General features: G+C 50.1%; 13 protein-coding genes and 2 pseudogenes. 8 read left to right on the forward strand and 7 right to left on the reverse strand.

Annotation, left to right across the window (positions count from 1 at the left end):
* Window positions 1–234: 234 nt before the first annotated feature.
* Entirely contained in the window at window positions 235–1,635 is a 1,401-nt protein-coding gene (gene asnS, locus RTW80_RS07530; protein ID WP_000117881.1) for an asparagine--tRNA ligase, read from the reverse strand.
* A gap of 168 nt (window positions 1,636–1,803) precedes the next feature.
* The gene (pncB, locus tag RTW80_RS07535; protein ID WP_001297200.1) at window positions 1,804–3,006 is read right to left on the reverse strand and encodes a nicotinate phosphoribosyltransferase; all 1,203 of its coding nucleotides are present in this window, start codon (window positions 3,004–3,006) and stop codon (window positions 1,804–1,806) included.
* A 265-nt stretch (window positions 3,007–3,271) separates the two neighbouring features.
* Between pncB and pepN the strand changes: the two genes are divergently transcribed.
* Window positions 3,272–5,884 carry an aminopeptidase N gene (pepN, locus tag RTW80_RS07540; protein WP_000193841.1) on the forward strand — a complete coding sequence of 871 codons (2,613 nt, stop codon included), beginning with the start codon at window positions 3,272–3,274 and terminating at the stop codon, window positions 5,882–5,884.
* A gap of 42 nt (window positions 5,885–5,926) precedes the next feature.
* Here the strand turns inward: pepN and ssuB are convergent, their stop codons facing one another.
* Genes ssuB through ssuE form a run of 5 tightly spaced genes read right to left on the reverse strand, consistent with a single transcriptional unit; the run spans window position 5,927 to window position 10,162 of the window.
* A complete protein-coding gene (ssuB, locus tag RTW80_RS07545; protein WP_001090506.1) occupies window positions 5,927–6,694 on the reverse strand; it encodes an aliphatic sulfonates ABC transporter ATP-binding protein in 768 nt (255 codons plus the stop codon).
* The gene (gene ssuC / locus RTW80_RS07550; protein ID WP_000235203.1) at window positions 6,691–7,482 is read right to left on the reverse strand and encodes an aliphatic sulfonate ABC transporter permease SsuC; all 792 of its coding nucleotides are present in this window, start codon (window positions 7,480–7,482) and stop codon (window positions 6,691–6,693) included. Before ssuC ends, ssuB begins: the two co-directional genes overlap by 4 nt.
* 10 nt (window positions 7,483–7,492) lie before the next feature.
* Complete coding sequence (gene ssuD, locus RTW80_RS07555) at window positions 7,493–8,638, reverse strand: FMNH2-dependent alkanesulfonate monooxygenase (RefSeq protein ID WP_063119279.1); 1,146 nt, start codon at window positions 8,636–8,638, stop codon at window positions 7,493–7,495.
* Window positions 8,635–9,594: an aliphatic sulfonate ABC transporter substrate-binding protein SsuA gene (gene ssuA / locus RTW80_RS07560; protein WP_001244342.1), complete on the reverse strand. Its 960-nt coding sequence runs from the start codon at window positions 9,592–9,594 to the stop codon at window positions 8,635–8,637. The genes ssuD and ssuA overlap by 4 nt, the downstream gene beginning before the upstream one ends.
* Window positions 9,587–10,162 carry an NADPH-dependent FMN reductase gene (gene ssuE, locus RTW80_RS07565; RefSeq protein ID WP_001263933.1) on the reverse strand — a complete coding sequence of 192 codons (576 nt, stop codon included), beginning with the start codon at window positions 10,160–10,162 and terminating at the stop codon, window positions 9,587–9,589. The genes ssuA and ssuE overlap by 8 nt, the downstream gene beginning before the upstream one ends.
* Before the next feature lie 355 nt (window positions 10,163–10,517).
* Between ssuE and RTW80_RS07570 the strand changes: the two are divergent.
* From RTW80_RS07570 to RTW80_RS07600, 7 genes and pseudogenes are all read left to right on the forward strand, one after another.
* A pseudogene (locus tag RTW80_RS07570) lies at window positions 10,518–11,056 on the forward strand (fimbrial protein).
* 82 nt (window positions 11,057–11,138) lie between these two features.
* Window positions 11,139–11,840 (forward strand): annotated as a pseudogene (locus RTW80_RS07575) (molecular chaperone).
* Between the two features lie 24 nt (window positions 11,841–11,864).
* Window positions 11,865–14,465, forward strand: coding sequence for a fimbrial biogenesis usher protein (locus RTW80_RS07580; RefSeq protein WP_044072802.1), 2,601 nt, complete (start codon window positions 11,865–11,867; stop codon window positions 14,463–14,465).
* The gene (locus RTW80_RS07585) at window positions 14,456–15,526 is read left to right on the forward strand and encodes a fimbrial protein (protein ID WP_001165668.1); all 1,071 of its coding nucleotides are present in this window, start codon (window positions 14,456–14,458) and stop codon (window positions 15,524–15,526) included. The genes RTW80_RS07580 and RTW80_RS07585 overlap by 10 nt, the downstream gene beginning before the upstream one ends.
* A gap of 11 nt (window positions 15,527–15,537) precedes the next feature.
* Entirely contained in the window at window positions 15,538–16,080 is a 543-nt protein-coding gene (locus RTW80_RS07590; protein ID WP_000730614.1) for a fimbrial protein, read from the forward strand.
* Between the two features lie 7 nt (window positions 16,081–16,087).
* A complete protein-coding gene (locus RTW80_RS07595; protein ID WP_000919497.1) occupies window positions 16,088–16,603 on the forward strand; it encodes a fimbrial protein in 516 nt (171 codons plus the stop codon).
* The gene (locus RTW80_RS07600) at window positions 16,569–17,306 is read left to right on the forward strand and encodes a fimbrial chaperone (RefSeq protein WP_162521310.1); all 738 of its coding nucleotides are present in this window, start codon (window positions 16,569–16,571) and stop codon (window positions 17,304–17,306) included. Before RTW80_RS07595 ends, RTW80_RS07600 begins: the two co-directional genes overlap by 35 nt.
* The last annotated feature ends 44 nt before the right edge of the window (window positions 17,307–17,350 follow it).

Here is a 17,350-nt window from a genome sequence, read left to right on the forward strand (position 1 = left end):
TCAGACATCCAGAATGCCAAAAAATAGTATGAAAATTGTGCTATCAGCTAAGAAAAAACTAATCCGCAATAAGAATCCAGGTTATTTTTTGTGCGTAAATGTTGCAATGTAATATTCCGTAACAGGATGATCGTTATGGCGGGGTTGCAAATAGATTGCTTGACTTAACAAACAGATAACTTGACAGAAAGGATAAAAAAGAGCCAGCAGGCGCTGGCTCTTTGAGGAAGAAAATCAGAAGCTGGCGTTGCGCGGAGTACGTGGGAACGGAATCACATCACGCACGTTTTGCACGCCAGTTACGTAAGCAATCAGGCGTTCAAAACCAAGACCGAAACCGGAATGCGGAACAGTACCGTAGCGACGCAGATCGCGATACCACCAGTAATCTTCTTTGTTCAGGCCCATTTCCAGCATACGCTCGTCCAGCACGTCCAGACGCTCTTCACGCTGGGAGCCACCAATGATCTCACCGATGCCCGGAGCCAGAACGTCCATAGCCGCAACGGTTTTACCGTCTTCGTTAAGGCGCATATAGAACGCTTTAATATCTTTCGGATAGTTTTTAACCACTACCGGTGCTTTAAAGTGTTCTTCCGCCAGATAACGCTCATGCTCAGAAGAGAGATCAACGCCCCAGTAAACTGGGTTTTCAAACTTCCTGCCGCAGTTTTCGAGAATGGTCACTGCGTCGGTGTAATCCACCTGCGCAAAATCGGCTTCAATGAAGCGTTCCAGACGTGAAACGGCATCTTTATCTACGCGTTCAGCGAAGAATTTCATGTCGTCTGCGCGTTCTTCGAGAACCGCTTTGAAGACATATTTCAGCATGGCTTCAGCCAGACCCGCGATATCGTTCAGGTTAGCAAACGCCACTTCCGGCTCCAGCATCCAGAACTCCGCCAGGTGACGGCTGGTGTTGGAGTTTTCAGCACGGAAAGTCGGGCCGAAGGTATAAATTTTGGATAATGCGCAAGCGTAGGTTTCGCCGTTCAACTGGCCAGATACGGTCAGGAAAGACTCTTTACCAAAGAAGTCTTTGTCGAAATCCACTTTGCCCTGATCGTTACGCGGCAGATTTTCCAGATCCAGCGTAGAAACGCGGAACATTTCGCCAGCCCCTTCGGTATCAGACGCAGTAATCAGTGGCGTTGAAACCCAGAAGAATCCCTGCTCGTTAAAGAAGCGATGCAGCGCCTGCGCCAGCGTATGGCGAACGCGCGCGACGGCACCAATCAGGTTTGTGCGCGGACGCAGGTGAGCGACTTCACGCAGATACTCAATGCTGTGGCGTTTTGCCGCCATCGGGTAAGTGTCTGGATCTTCAACCCAACCAGCAACTTCAACCTTGCTGGCCTGAATTTCAAATTGTTGCCCCTGGCCCGGCGACGCCACGACTTTACCCGTCACAATGACCGAGCAACCGGTGGTCAGACGCAGGACGTCTTCATTGTAATTGGGCAGAGAATTATTGATGACAGCCTGTACAGGATCAAAGCAGGAACCGTCATAAACGGCGAGGAAGGAGATGCCAGCTTTTGAATCTCGGCGGGTACGTACCCATCCGCGTACGGTGACTTCGCTGTCAACGGCTACGCGGCCCTGGAGTACGTCGGCTACAGGCACAACGCTCATAATATTCTCTCTGTTAATAGTCGGAAAAAATAAACACTTGTCCACCCGTAAATGGGGGGATACCTATGTTACCTGGCATCTGCAATCAGACAAGCAGAATTCGCAAATGCAGCGAAAGATTTCGGAATTAAAGGTAAAAAAAGGGAGCCGATTAGCTCCCTGATGATATTAACTGGCTTTTTTAATATGCGGAAGGTCGAACGCTTTGCGCAGCGCCCGAACAAACGCTTTATCGTGGCAGATAGTTTTGCCAGGGCTGTCAGAAAGTTTCGCCACCGGTTTACCGTTACACTCTACCAACTTAATCACAATATTCAGGGGTTTTACCTGGGGGATATCGCAGGTCAGGCGAGTCCCAATACCAAAACTTAATTGCACGCGGGAAGAGAAGTGGCGGTATAGCTCAACCGCTTTGCGTAAATCCAGATTGTCAGAGAAAACCAGCGTTTTACTCTGTGGATCAATTCCCAGCTTTTCATAATGTGCAATGGCTTTTTCACCCCATTCAACCGGGTCGCCAGAGTCATGACGCAGGCCTTGATACCGACTAGCGAACTCGACACCGAAATCACGCAGGAAAGCATCCATAGTGATGCAGTCGGTTAATGCAATGCCAAGTTGGTCGGGATACTCTTCCAGCCAGGCAGCAAGTGCAGCTCGCTGGCTGTTGGCTAGATCCGGGCTGATTTGCTGATGTGCCTGGAACCATTCGTGTGCCTGTGTTCCCATCGGCGTGAGGGAAAGCCGACGCGCCAGATCGTAGTTGCTGGTGCCCACAAACCAGGATTCCTGTTGCAGACGCTTAACGATGGTTTCTTGTACTTCGCGAGAAAAACGGCGACGGGTGCCAAAATCCATCAGATGGAAGCGCGACATATCAAGACCGGCGGTTAACGCCGAGAAGTCGACTAATTTGCTTTCCAGCGTGTCGAGGGCTTGCGCAACGTCGGCCTGCGGTGAGCGATAGCGATGTACCATTTCACTGATAACCGCCAGCAAAGGAACTTCCCAGAGGATGACTTCACGCCACGGGCCGCTTAAACGAATATCCAGCTTGCCATTATCGTTGGACACGGTGACTTGTTCCGGGTTAAAGCGGAACTCGCGTAACCAGTTAAGATAGTCGGCCTTAAAGAAAGGCAGGGCAGAAAGCCACTGATATTCATCATCCTGCAGGCGCAGGTGCTGCATCGCCTGAATCTGTTCACGAATAGCATCGGCATAAATACCCAGCAGATCGTCACCTCGGCAACGAAACTCCGCCGCGACATGCACATCGTAATAATGATGAAACACGGCTTGCTGCATATGCAACTTATAAGCATCTGTATCCAGCAACGAGTGCAGAACAGGAGAAGCGAATTGTGTCATAGGTGCGCAGTAGCGTCCTCGTACAGGAGCGTTTAGTACAATAAACATCTTCAGGAACTGCTGGAGTATACCTTGTTTCGCAATTTATTGAACCCCGATCACACCATATGCCACCTTTCTGGTCGATGGCATTACGCGGTGTATGTTATAAAAATGTAGCAATAAAGGCGTTTGTACCTGAAAAGATGAAGATTCTGCATAGCGCGATTTACGCAACAGGAATAGACTGAACACCAGACTCTATAAAAGATGCTAAAGGTTATTTATGACTCAACAGCCACAAGCCAAATACCGTCACGATTATCGTGCGCCGGATTACCAGATTACTGATATTGACTTGACCTTTGACCTCGACGCGCAAAAGACGGTCGTTACCGCGGTCAGCCAGGCTGTCCGTCATGGTGCATCAGATGCTCCCCTTCGTCTCAACGGCGAAGACCTCAAACTGGTTTCTGTTCATATTAATGATGAGCCGTGGACCGCCTGGAAAGAAGAAGAGGGCGCACTGGTCATCAGTAATTTGCCGGAGCGTTTTACGCTTAAGATCATTAATGAAATAAGCCCGGCGGCGAATACGGCGCTGGAAGGGCTTTATCAGTCAGGCGATGCGCTTTGCACCCAGTGTGAAGCCGAAGGTTTCCGCCATATTACGTATTATCTCGACCGCCCGGACGTGCTGGCGCGTTTTACCACCAAAATTATTGCCGATAAAATTAAATATCCCTTCCTGCTTTCCAACGGTAACCGCGTTGCGCAAGGCGAACTGGAAAACGGACGCCATTGGGTACAGTGGCAGGACCCGTTCCCGAAACCGTGCTACCTGTTTGCGCTGGTGGCAGGCGACTTTGATGTACTGCGCGATACCTTTACCACGCGTTCTGGTCGCGAAGTAGCACTGGAGCTGTACGTCGATCGCGGCAACCTTGATCGCGCGCCGTGGGCGATGACCTCGCTGAAAAACTCCATGAAATGGGATGAAGAACGCTTTGGCCTGGAGTATGACCTCGACATCTATATGATCGTCGCGGTGGATTTCTTCAATATGGGCGCAATGGAGAATAAGGGTCTGAATATCTTTAACTCCAAATATGTGCTGGCCCGCACCGACACCGCCACCGACAAAGATTACCTCGATATTGAACGCGTTATCGGCCATGAATATTTCCATAACTGGACCGGTAACCGAGTGACCTGCCGCGACTGGTTCCAGCTCAGCCTGAAAGAAGGTTTAACCGTCTTCCGCGATCAGGAGTTCAGCTCTGACCTTGGTTCCCGCGCAGTTAACCGCATCAATAATGTACGCACCATGCGCGGATTGCAGTTTGCAGAAGACGCCAGCCCGATGGCGCACCCGATCCGCCCGGATATGGTCATTGAGATGAACAACTTCTACACCCTGACCGTTTACGAGAAGGGCGCGGAAGTGATTCGCATGATCCACACCCTGCTTGGCGAAGAAAACTTCCAGAAAGGGATGCAGCTTTATTTCGAGCGTCATGATGGTAGTGCAGCGACCTGTGACGACTTTGTGCAGGCGATGGAAGATGCGTCGAATGTCGATCTCTCCCATTTCCGCCGTTGGTACAGCCAGTCCGGTACACCGATTGTGACCGTCAAAGACGACTACAATCCAGAAACTGAGCAGTACACCCTGACCATCAGCCAGCGCACGCCAGCTACGCCGGATCAGGCAGAAAAACAGCCGCTGCATATTCCGTTTGCCATCGAACTGTATGATAACGAAGGCAAAGTGATCCCGTTGCAGAAAGGCGGTCATCCGGTGAATTCCGTGCTGAACGTCACTCAGGCGGAACAGACCTTTGTTTTTGATAATGTCTACTTCCAGCCGGTGCCTGCGCTGCTGTGCGAATTCTCTGCGCCAGTGAAACTGGAATATAAGTGGAGCGATCAGCAACTGACCTTCCTGATGCGTCATGCGCGTAATGATTTCTCCCGCTGGGATGCGGCGCAAAGTTTGCTGGCAACCTACATCAAGCTGAACGTCGCGCGTCATCAGCAAGGTCAGCCGCTGTCTCTGCCGGTGCATGTGGCTGATGCTTTCCGCGCGGTACTGCTTGATGAGAAGATTGATCCAGCGCTGGCGGCAGAAATCCTGACGCTGCCTTCTGTCAATGAAATGGCTGAATTGTTCGATATCATCGACCCGATTGCTATTGCCGAAGTACGCGAAGCACTCACTCGTACTCTGGCGACTGAACTGGCGGATGAGCTACTGGCTATTTACAACGCGAATTACCAGAGCGAGTACCGTGTTGAGCATGAAGATATTGCAAAACGCACTCTGCGTAATGCCTGCCTGCGTTTCCTCGCTTTTGGTGAAACGCATCTGGCTGATGTGCTGGTGAGCAAGCAGTTCCACGAAGCAAACAATATGACTGATGCGCTGGCGGCGCTTTCTGCGGCGGTTGCCGCACAGCTGCCTTGCCGTGACGCGCTGATGCAGGAGTACGACGACAAGTGGCATCAGAACGGTCTGGTGATGGATAAATGGTTTATCCTGCAAGCCACCAGCCCGGCGGCGAATGTGCTGGAGACGGTGCGCGGCCTGTTGCAGCATCGCTCATTTACCATGAGCAACCCGAACCGTATTCGTTCGTTGATTGGCGCGTTTGCGGGCAGCAATCCGGCAGCGTTCCATGCCGAAGATGGCAGCGGTTACCTGTTCCTGGTGGAAATGCTTACCGACCTCAACAGCCGTAACCCGCAGGTGGCTTCACGTCTGATTGAACCGCTGATTCGCCTGAAACGTTACGATGCCAAACGTCAGGAGAAAATGCGCGCGGCGCTGGAACAGTTGAAAGGGCTGGAAAATCTCTCTGGCGATCTGTACGAGAAGATAACTAAAGCACTGGCTTGATAAATAACCGAATGGCGGCAATAGCGCCGCCATTCGGGGAATTTACCCCTGTTTTCTCAGGCGAGTTTCAGATTCACCACGTTGCATCACCCGTTGCAACACCTCCGCTTCCAGCTCCGCTAATCGCACCGACCCTAATCGACGCGGACGGGGGATATCCACTGTCAAATCCAGACCAATTTTTCCCTCTTCAATTAACAGCACCCGGTCAGCCATCGCTACCGCTTCGCTCACATCATGCGTCACCAACAGTACGGTAAAGCCGTGCTCCTGCCAAAGTGACACAATCAAATCCTGCATCTCGAGTCGCGTTAAGGCGTCCAGCGCCCCGAGCGGTTCATCAAGCAACAATAATCCCGGTCGATGAATCAACGCTCTTGCCAGCGCCACTCGCTGTTTCTGCCCGCCAGAAAGTGCGGCAGGCCATTCCCCTGCGCGATTCTCCAGTCCTACCGCAGCCAACGCTCGACGTGCGGCATCGCGCCACTGGCCTTTAAGGCCTAACCCAACGTTATCAATCACCGATTTCCACGGTAGCAGACGCGCATCCTGAAACATCATTCGCGTGTCTTCCTGAATTTCAGCCAGCGGTGTGGTGCCCGCTAACACATCGCCTGCGGTTGGCGTTTCCAGACCTGCCAGCAGGCGCAGCAGGGTACTTTTGCCACCACCGCTGCGGCCCACCACCGCCACAAACTGACCTGCCGGAATATGTAAATCCAGTTGGTTCAGGACGATATTTTCCGCGTAATGTTTGCTTACTGCATTGAGCAACAATGGCGTGCCCTGGTTCAGACGAGCAGTATTCATACCGTGGCCTCCTTCAAATGATAAGCCGGGTTCCAGCGCAACCAGAGGCGCTCTAACAGCTGCGCGCTGACGTCAGCCAGTTTGCCGAGCAGGGCGTAAAGAATAATAGCGACTACCACCACGTCCGTTTGCAAAAACTCCCGCGCATTCATCGCCAGATAACCAATGCCTGAATTGGCAGAAATGGTTTCGGCAACAATCAGCGTCAGCCACATCAGGCCCAACGCAAAACGCACGCCGACCATAATTGAGGGCAGGGCACCAGGCAGGATCACATGGATAAACAGCGGTATGCCGGATAATCCATAGCTACGCGCCATCTCCACCAACCCGCGATCGATATTACGGATGCCATGCCAGGTGTTGATATAAATGGGGAATAGCGTACCGAGCGCCACCAGAAAGATTTTTGCGGATTCATCAATGCCAAACCACAAAATCACCAGCGGGATCAGCGCCAGATGCGGCACGTTGCGCAACATCTGAATTGAGGTATCCAGCAGCCGTTCTCCCCAGCGAGATAGCCCGCTAATCAGTCCCAAAATCAACCCCAGCGATCCGCCAATTGAAAAGCCAATCAGCGCCCGCCAGGAGCTGATCGCCAGATGCTGCCACAGTTCGCCGCTGGCGGAGAGCGTCCAGAACGCCGTCACCACTCCTTCCGGTGAAGGCAAAATACGCGTCGACAGCCAGCCAACCGAGGAGGCCAGTTGCCACACCGCCACGATGCCCACCGGTAAAAACCAGGGGGCAACGCGCAATAACCACTTCTTCACTGGCGTTGCCATTATTTCTTCCTTAGCTTTGCGCGACTTTACGGGGGATAAAATCATTCGCCACCGCTTCGCCTTGCGGATTCAGCGGCTGCGGCTGGGGAATTTCCGGGATGGCGACATCCAGAAGCGGGAACAGCAACTCGCCAACCCGATACGCTTCTTCCAGATGCGGATAGCCCGAAAGCACAAAACTGTCGATGCCAAGCGCGGCATATTCGTTGATTCGCGCAGCGACCGTAGGACCATCGCCCACCAGCGCCGTCCCGGCACCGCCGCGCACTAAGCCAACGCCCGCCCATAAATTGGGGCTGATCTCCAGATTGTCGCGCTTGCCGTTATGTAACGCCGCCATTCGCTGTTGCCCTACGGAATCCGTCCGGGCGAATGCGACCTGTGCTTTGGCGATAGTTTCATCATCAAGATGCGAGATTAACCGCTCGGCGGCCTGCCACGTTTCGTCGTTAGTTTCACGAACAATCACATGCAGACGAATACCGAAACGAATTTTGCGTCCATGCGCGGCAGCTTTCGCCCGCACTTGTTCGATTTTCTCTTTAACCAGTTCCGGCGGTTCGCCCCAGGTGAGGTAGAGATCAACCTGTTCTGCCGCCAGCTCCTGGGCGACATCTGACGATCCGCCAAAGTAAAGTGGCGGATACGGCTGTTGAATCGCCGGGAAGAGCAGTTTTGCTCCGCGCACATGAATATGTTTACCGTTGAAATCGACGGTTTCTCTCTGCAATAAACGCCGCCAGACCTGGGTAAATTCCGCCGAGGCTTCGTAGCGCTCGCTATGATCAAGGAACACTCCGTCGCCTGCCAGCTCTTGTGGATCGCTGCCTGTGACCAGGTTAAACAACGCACGTCCATTTGAGAGACGGTCAAGCGTGGCGGCCTGGCGGGCGGCAACGGTAGGTGAGGTTACGCTGGGACGCAGGGCGACAAGAAACTTCAGCCGCTGCGTCACCGGGATCATCGATGCGGCAACCAGCCACGCATCTTCGCAGGAGCGCCCCGTTGGAATTAGCACACCGGTATAGCCAAGACGATCCGCCGCTTGCGCAATTTGTTGCAGATAACCGTGATCAACCGGGCGTGAACCTTCTTCCGTTCCCAGATAATGCCCGTCACCGTGGGTCGGTAAAAACCAGAACATATTCAGACTCATAATTGTTTTCCTTCCAGTTGAGTGGGCTGCCAGATGCGCTGGCGAATATCGACTTTTTTCGGCACCAGACGATTTTCATAAAACAGATCTGCCGTTTGCTGCTGTAAGGCGGCAACCTCGGCGTTAACCGGTTTGATGGTGGTAGGAGGGCGATGATCTAAGTAAGAGGCAATCACCGGTGCCGGTAAGCCCATCGTTTTTGCCAGTAAAGCGATGCTTTGCTCGCGCTGGCTGCGGGTTAACGCATCGGCCTCACTAAAGGTTGCCAGTACGCCCTGAATAAAAGCGCCGTTTTTTTCTGCATAGGGACGAGCTGCCAGATAAAACGATCCAGTTTGATTGAGATCGGTGCCGTCTTTCAGCACCCGCACGCCGCCCTGTAATAATGCAGCAGAGTAGTAGGGATCCCAGATAGCCCAGGCGTCAACGTTACCTTGCTGGAACGCGGCGCGGGCATCAGCGGGCGTCAGGTAAGTGGGTTGGATATCGGTAAACTTAAGTCCGGCCTGACGCAGTGCACGCAGTAAAAGGTTGTGTGAACTGGAACCTTTCTGAAAGGCAACTTTGTGACCTTTAAGATCGGCTACGGTTTTGATCGGGCTGTTTTCTGCCACCAGAATCACTTCGGCTTTGGGCTTCGGTGGCTCGACGCCCACATATACCAAATCAGCCCCGGCAGCCTGGGCAAAGATTGGCGGAATATCCCCGGTACTGCCGAGATCAATACTGCCAACGTTTAACGCTTCCAACATTTGCGGACCCGCGGGGAACTCCACCCAGGAGATTTTTGATTGCGGATAGCGTTTTTCCAGTAACTGGTGGCTTTTTGCCAGTACCATACCAATACTGCCTTTCTGATAGCCTATACGTAACGCTTCAGGCGAGGATTCTGCAGCAACCGCAATCGTAGAGACGCTAAGCAATCCCACCAGCGCCAGTTTAATGATGTTACGCATGGGCATTACCTCGCAGAGACAGAAGGTCAGGAACCTGAACATCGCGGCGGTGCAATGCCTGCCAGAAAGTTTCTAGCGCGGTATCAAGACGGGTTTGCAGATTTGGCGTGAACTGGGGTCTGTGATGGTAATCAATTACTTGTGAGTCATCGGCAAACACGCCGTGCAGGATCTCCTGAGCTTTCAGTGCGCTTAAAACTGGTTTAAGGGCATAATCGACCGCCAGCAGATGGGCCACGGTACCGCCCGTCGCCAGCGGTAGCACCACTTTGCCTTGCAAAGCGCGCTCTGGCAGCAGGTCGAGCAGGGTTTTCAGCGCGCCGGAATAGGCGGCTTTATACACAGGTGTAGCGACTATCAGTCCATCAGCCTGTTGCAGCTGTTCGGTGAAGGTCTTGAGTGCCGGACTATCGAAACGAGCATAAAGCAGATCTTCCGGGGCGAAGTTTTGCAGATTCCAGTGATAAACCTCTACATCCAGGCCATTTAGTTTTTCCCGCGCATATTCCAGCAAGGAGCTGGAGCGAGAAGGAAAGCGAGGACTACCCGCCAGGGTGATGACACGCATACTCTCTCCTTATAACCAATTGTTCTTTTTTTGTTAACATTGATAACAATTCGGTCAGTCTGTCGGAGAGACAAGAAAATGCCAAATATAAATTTTGTGTATCTTTTTCTGAAAATAAACTAAAGAAAGGGCTTTATATATCACGCATATTTATTTGTTGGATAGTCATTAGATGTTGAATCAATGAATTACTCGTTCAGTTAATATTTAAATATTCATGAAATCTATAAATTAAAGATTTGTCACTTATTGGATTTAGTATGCTTGATTTAAATGGCGGACAATTATTGTTATTATTAAGTCTAATGTCATTTAAAGGCATTATCATATTTACGAAGAGATCAGGATGATAACGATGAAAAAAAGTGTATTGACGGCGTTTATAACTGTGGTATGTGTAACGTCCAGCGTTATGGCTGCTGATGATAATGCTATCACGGATGGCTCAGTAACATTTAATGGTAAAGTTATTGCTCCAGCTTGTACCCTGGTAGCTGCGACGAAAGATTCCGTGGTGACTTTGCCAGATGTTAGTGCCACGAAGTTGCAAACCAATGGTCAGGTTTCTGGCGTGCAAACTGATGTGCCAATTGAATTAAAAGATTGTGATACTACCGTAACAAAAAATGCAACGTTCACCTTTAATGGCACTGCGGATACTACTCAGATTACAGCGTTTGCTAACCAGGCCTCATCTGATGCTGCTACAAACGTGGCCCTGCAAATGTATATGAATGATGGTACAACGGCCATCACGCCAGACACAGAAACCGGGAACATTTTGTTGCAGGATGGAGATCAGACGTTGACTTTTAAAGTTGATTATATCGCTACGGGGAAAGCGACTCAGGTAATGTGAATGCGGTAACAAATTTCCATATTAACTATTATTAATAGAACTCATTAATTGTTTTATTAATTAGTACCCCTCCAGTGTTCTGGAGGGGATATTCATATTTTTTAAGAGTGACTATTTATGAAAACTTGCATAACAAAGGGAATTGTGACCGTAAGTTTAACGGCAATATTACTCAGCTGCTCATCCGCATGGGCGGCAGGTAAAGGCGGGATTGGACTTGCAGCAACACGTCTTGTTTATTCAGAAGGTGAAGAGCAAATTTCACTGGGTGTACGTAACACCAGTCCGGATGTTCCTTATCTTATTCAGTCATGGGTGATGACCCCAGATAATAAAAAATCAGCAGACTTTATTATTACACCACCGCTATTTGTGCTGAATCCGGCAAATGAGAATCTGTTACGCATTATGTACATTGGAGCGCCGTTGGCGAAAGACAGAGAAACCCTTTTCTTCACTAGCGTACGGGCAGTCCCTTCAACAACGAAGCGGGAAGAGGGAAATACCCTGAAGATTGCCACACAAAGCGTCATCAAACTTTTCTGGTGACCAAAAGGTTTAGCGTATCCCTTAGCCGAGGCTCCGGCGAAACTGCGTTGCACTTCGTCAGCTGACATGGTTACGGTCAGTAACCCAACACCTTATTTCATTACCCTGACAGACCTGAAAATAGGTGGAAAGGTAGTTAAAAATCAAATGATTTCCCCCTTTGATAAATACCAATTCTCTCTGCCAAAGGGTGCCAAAAATAGCAGCGTAACGTATCGAACCATCAATGACTACGGGGCGGAAACGCCGCAACTCAACTGTAAATCGTAATTCGTCTTCAGTTAAGAGAGCGAGATGTATAGAACTCACCGACAACACAGCCTGTTAAGCTCTGGTGGAGTGCCATCGTTTATTGGTGGGCTGGTGGTGTTTGTGTCGGCAGCGTTCAATGCACAAGCTGAAACCTGGTTCGATCCTGCCTTTTTCAAAGATGATCCCTCAATGGTGGCCGATTTGTCTCGTTTCGAAAAAGGACAAAAAATAACGCCAGGGGTTTATCGTGTCGATATTGTTCTGAATCAGACAATTGTAGATACGCGCAACGTCAATTTTGTTGAGTTAACGCCAGAGAAGGGGATTGCCGCCTGTTTGACGACTGAAAGCCTGGATGCAATGGGTGTGAATACTGATGCGTTTCCGGCTTTTAAACAACTGGACAAACAAGCGTGTGCGCTATTGGCGGAGATTATTCCGGATGCCAGCGTAACTTTTAATGTGAATAAACTCCGTCTGGAAATTTCAGTACCGCAAATTGCTATAAAAAGTAACGCTCGTGGTTATGTCCCCCCTGAACGTTGGGATGAAGGGATCAACGCGCTATTACTGGGATATTCATTTAGCGGGGCTAACAGTATTCATAGCAGCGCAGACAGTGATTCTGGCGACAGTTATTTTCTGAATTTAAACAGTGGCGTTAATTTAGGCCCATGGAGATTGCGCAACAATTCAACATGGAGTCGCAGTAGTGGCCAAACCGCAGAATGGAAGAATCTCATCAGCTATTTGCAGCGGGCGGTTATTCCACTAAAAGGCGAACTGACCGTAGGTGATGATTATACTGCAGGCGATTTTTTCGATAGTGTCAGCTTTCGTGGTGTGCAGCTGGCGTCAGATGACAACATGCTGCCAGACAGCCTGAAAGGGTTTGCGCCTGTGGTGCGTGGTATCGCCAAAAGCAATGCCCAGATAACGATTAAGCAAAATGGTTACACCATTTACCAAACTTATGTATCGCCTGGTGCTTTTGAAATTAGTGATCTCTATTCCACGTCGTCGAGCGGTGATTTGTTAGTTGAAATCAAAGAAGCGGACGGCAGCGTCAATAGCTACAGCGTACCGTTTTCCAGCGTGCCATTACTCCAGCGTCAGGGGCGAATCAAATACGCGGTGACACTGGCGAAATACAGAACCAATAGTAATGAACAGCAGGAGAGCAAATTTGCCCAGGCCACGTTGCAGTGGGGCGGACCGTGGGGAACGACATGGTATGGTGGTGGACAATATGCTGAATATTACCGTGCCGCCATGTTTGGTCTGGGATTTAACCTTGGCGATTTCGGAGCAATTTCGTTCGATGCGACCCAGGCGAAGAGTACGCTGGCAGACCAAAGCGAACATAAAGGTCAGTCATATCGTTTTCTGTATGCCAAAACGCTCAACCAATTGGGCACTAATTTTCAATTGATGGGCTATCGCTATTCGACGTCGGGTTTCTACACCCTTTCCGACACCATGTATAAACATATGGATGGCTACGAATTTAATGACGGTGATGATGAAGATACGCCGATGTGGTCGCGTTATTACAATTTGTTTTACACCAAACGTGGCAAACTGCAGGTCAATATCTCCCAGCAATTAGGCGAGTACGGTTCGTTTTATTTAAGTGGTAGCCAGCAAACTTACTGGCATACCGATCAACAGGATCGGCTATTACAGTTTGGCTACAACACGCAAATTAAAGATCTCTCGCTGGGGGGGTCCTGGAACTACAGTAAGTCCCGTGGTCAACCTGATGCTGATCAGGTGTTTGCACTAAATTTTTCCCTGCCGCTCAATCTGTTGCTCCCCAGAAGTAATGATAGCTATACCAGGAAAAAAAATTACGCCTGGATGACCTCTAACACCAGTATCGATAACGAAGGGCACATTACACAAAACCTGGGTTTAACGGAGACACTACTCGATGACGGTAACCTGAGCTACAGCGTGCAACAGGGATATAACAGCGAGGGGAAAACGGCTAATGGTAGCGCCAGCATGGACTACAAAGGGGCGTTTGCAGATGCCCGAGTGGGCTACAACTACAGCGATAACGGCAGTCAACAACAACTGAACTACGCTCTTTCAGGCAGTTTAGTTGCCCATTCACAGGGCATTACCCTGGGGCAATCGCTGGGGGAAACTAACGTTCTGATTGCAGCACCAGGCGCAGAGAATACTCGTGTGGCGAACAGCACCGGGCTGAAAACTGACTGGCGCGGATATACCGTTGTTCCTTATGCCACTTCTTATCGGGAAAATCGAATCGCACTTGATGCGGCGTCGTTAAAACGTAACGTGGATCTTGAAAATGCAGTAGTCAACGTGGTTCCCACCAAAGGGGCGTTGGTTCTGGCGGAGTTCAATGCCCATGCGGGTGCAAGGGTATTAATGAAAACATCAAAGCAGGGTATACCGCTGCGTTTTGGCGCGATAGCGACGCTGGACGGCGTACAGGCTAATAGCGGCATAATTGATGATGATGGCTCGCTCTATATGGCGGGTTTACCGGCGAAGGGAACAATAAGCGTGCGCTGGGGCGAAGCTCCCGATCAAATTTGTCATATCAATTACGAGCTTACCGAACAACAAATTAACTCTGCGATTACGCGAATGGATGCCATATGCAGATAATCTTTGGAGAAAAATGCGTGTCATTACTACGACTATTTTTTGCCGCCGTCTTAATGCTATGGTGCGCTCAAACCGCTGCTTATAGCGGGCAGTGTCATACTACTCAGGGGAATCCGTATATTGGCGTCAATTTTGGCGTTAAAACCCTGGAGGAAGAAGCAAATACGGCAGGGGTAGTTAAAGACAAATTTTATCAGTGGAACGAATCGAATGATTATTATGTTTCCTGTGATTGCGATAAAGACAATGTCAGAAGTGGCCGATGGGCATTCGCCGCGGATTCACCGTTAGTCTATTTAGGCGACAACTGGTACAAAATTAATGACTATCTTGCCGCCAAAGTTTTATTGCAGGTTAAAGGCAGTTCTCCTACTGCGGTTCCTTTCGAAAACGTGGGCACAGGGGGGGATACCCGATGGCATATTTGCGACCCTGGCGGTCAACGTTTAGGTGGGCAGGGGGCAAGCGGTAATAGCGGTAGCTTTTCCCTGAAAATATTGCAGCCGTTCGTTGGCTCGGTCGTCATTCCTCCTATGGCGCTGGCGCGATTATATGAATGCTACAACATACCCGCAGGTGATTCCTGCACGACTACAGGTACACCGGTTTTAGTGTATTACCTGTCTGGTACGATCAATTCACTTGGCTCATGTTCCGTCAATGCCGGAGAGACAATTGAAGTTGATTTAGGTGATGTCTTCGCTGCCAATTTCCGTGTTGTAGGGCATAAACCTCTTGGGGCCAGAACAGCAGAACTTGCAATTCCAGTCAGGTGTAACACGGGAAACGCGGGATTAGTTAATGTCAACCTGAGTCTGACGGCAACCACAGACCCCAGCTATCCCCAGGCGATTAAGACGTCACGTCCTGGCGTGGGCGTGGTGGTGACCGATAGCCAGAACAACATTATTTCCCCTGCTGGTGGAACATTACCGCTCTCTATTCCTGATGATGCAGACAGTATCGCGCGAATGAATGTCTATCCAGTCAGCACGACAGGTGTACCACCAGAAACCGGGCGATTTGAAGCCACGGCAACGGTGAGAATAAATTTTGATTAACGCGTGAACGTATGAAGAAAAAAACGATATTTCAGTGCGTTATCTTGTTCTTTAGCATTCTTAACATCCATGTCGGGATGGCTGGGCCTGAACAAGTTAGTATGCATATTTATGGGAATGTGGTCGATCAGGGCTGTGATGTCGCCACCAAAAGTGCATTACAAAATATTCATATTGGTGATTTTAATATCAGTGATTTTCAGGCCGCGAATACCGTAAGCACTGCTGCTGATTTGAATATCGATATCACCGGTTGTGCCGCTGGTATTACTGGCGCGGACGTCCTTTTTAGCGGCGAGGCTGACACCCTTGCGCCGACACTGCTCAAACTAACTGACACAGGCGGAAGCGGTGGTATGGCAACGGGGATTGCCGTGCAAATTCTTGATGCGCAAAGTCAGCAAGAAATCCCGCTCAATCAGGTCCAGCCTCTTACGCCCTTAAAAGCCGGGGATAACACACTCAAATATCAACTTCGTTATAAGTCCACAAAGGCGGGAGCAACGGGCGGTAATGCGACGGCGGTTCTCTATTTTGATCTGGTTTACCAGTGAAGGAGTGATGTTGAAACGGATAATCTGGATTCTGTTCTTATTGGGATTAACGTGGGGCTGTGAGCTATTTGCCCATGATGGCACGGTCAACATTAGCGGATCGTTTCGCCGTAATACATGCGTGCTGGCACAGGATAGCAAGCAAATCAATGTGCAGTTAGGCGATGTCTCGCTGACACGTTTTTCTCATGGGAATTATGGCCCGGAGAAATCTTTCATCATTAATTTGCAGGATTGCGGAACAGATGTCAGCACGGTTGACGTCACCTTTTCAGGAACCCCCGACGGAGTGCAGAGCGAAATGTTGTCCATTGAAAGTGGTACGGATGCAGCCAGCGGGCTGGCAATTGCGATTCTGGATGATGCGAAGATATTGATTCCGCTTAACCAGGCGAGTAAAGACTACAGCCTACATAGCGGTAAGGTGCCATTAACTTTTTATGCGCAATTGCGACCTGTCAATAGCGATGTGCAGTCGGGTAAAGTGAATGCCAGCGCGACATTTGTACTTCATTATGATTAATACGTGGAACAGATTGGCGCTCTTGATTTTCGCCGTTTTATCGCTGCTGGTGGCGGGTGAATTGCAGGCAGGAGTGGTGGTCGGCGGAACGCGATTTATCTTTCCGGCAGACAGAGAATCGATATCTATTTTACTGACTAATACCAGTCAGGAATCCTGGCTTATTAACAGTAAAATCAACCGCCCAACGCGTTGGGCCGGGGGGGAAGCGTCGACAGTGCCAGCACCATTACTGGCCGCTCCGCCACTTATTCTCCTGAAGCCCGGTACGACAGGCACGTTGCGCTTGCTGAGAACGGAAAGCGACATCTTGCCTGTTGATCGCGAAACGCTATTTGAGTTAAGCATTGCCAGCGTGCCATCCGGCAAAGTTGAAAATCAGAGCGTAAAAGTGGCGATGCGCTCGGTATTTAAACTGTTCTGGCGACCCGAAGGTTTGCCGGGCGACCCGCTGGAAGCTTATCAACAATTACGCTGGACACGGAATTCGCAGGGTGTACAACTCACTAACCCAACGCCTTATTACATTAACCTGATTCAGGTGAGTGTAAATGGTAAAGCGTTAAGTAATGTGGGAGTTGTGCCGCCTAAAAGCCAGCGTCAGACAAGCTGGTGTCAGGCAATCGCACCGTGTCATGTCGCCTGGCGGGCGATAAATGATTACGGCGGGTTGAGTGCAAAGAAGGAGCAAAATCTGCCCTGAAACAGGTTCGGAAAACGTTTGCGTTTTTTTTGCCGCAGGTCAAT

The organism is Escherichia sp. AM3, from assembly GCF_032029835.1.
Taxonomy (GTDB): Bacteria; Pseudomonadota; Gammaproteobacteria; order Enterobacterales; family Enterobacteriaceae; genus Escherichia; species Escherichia coli.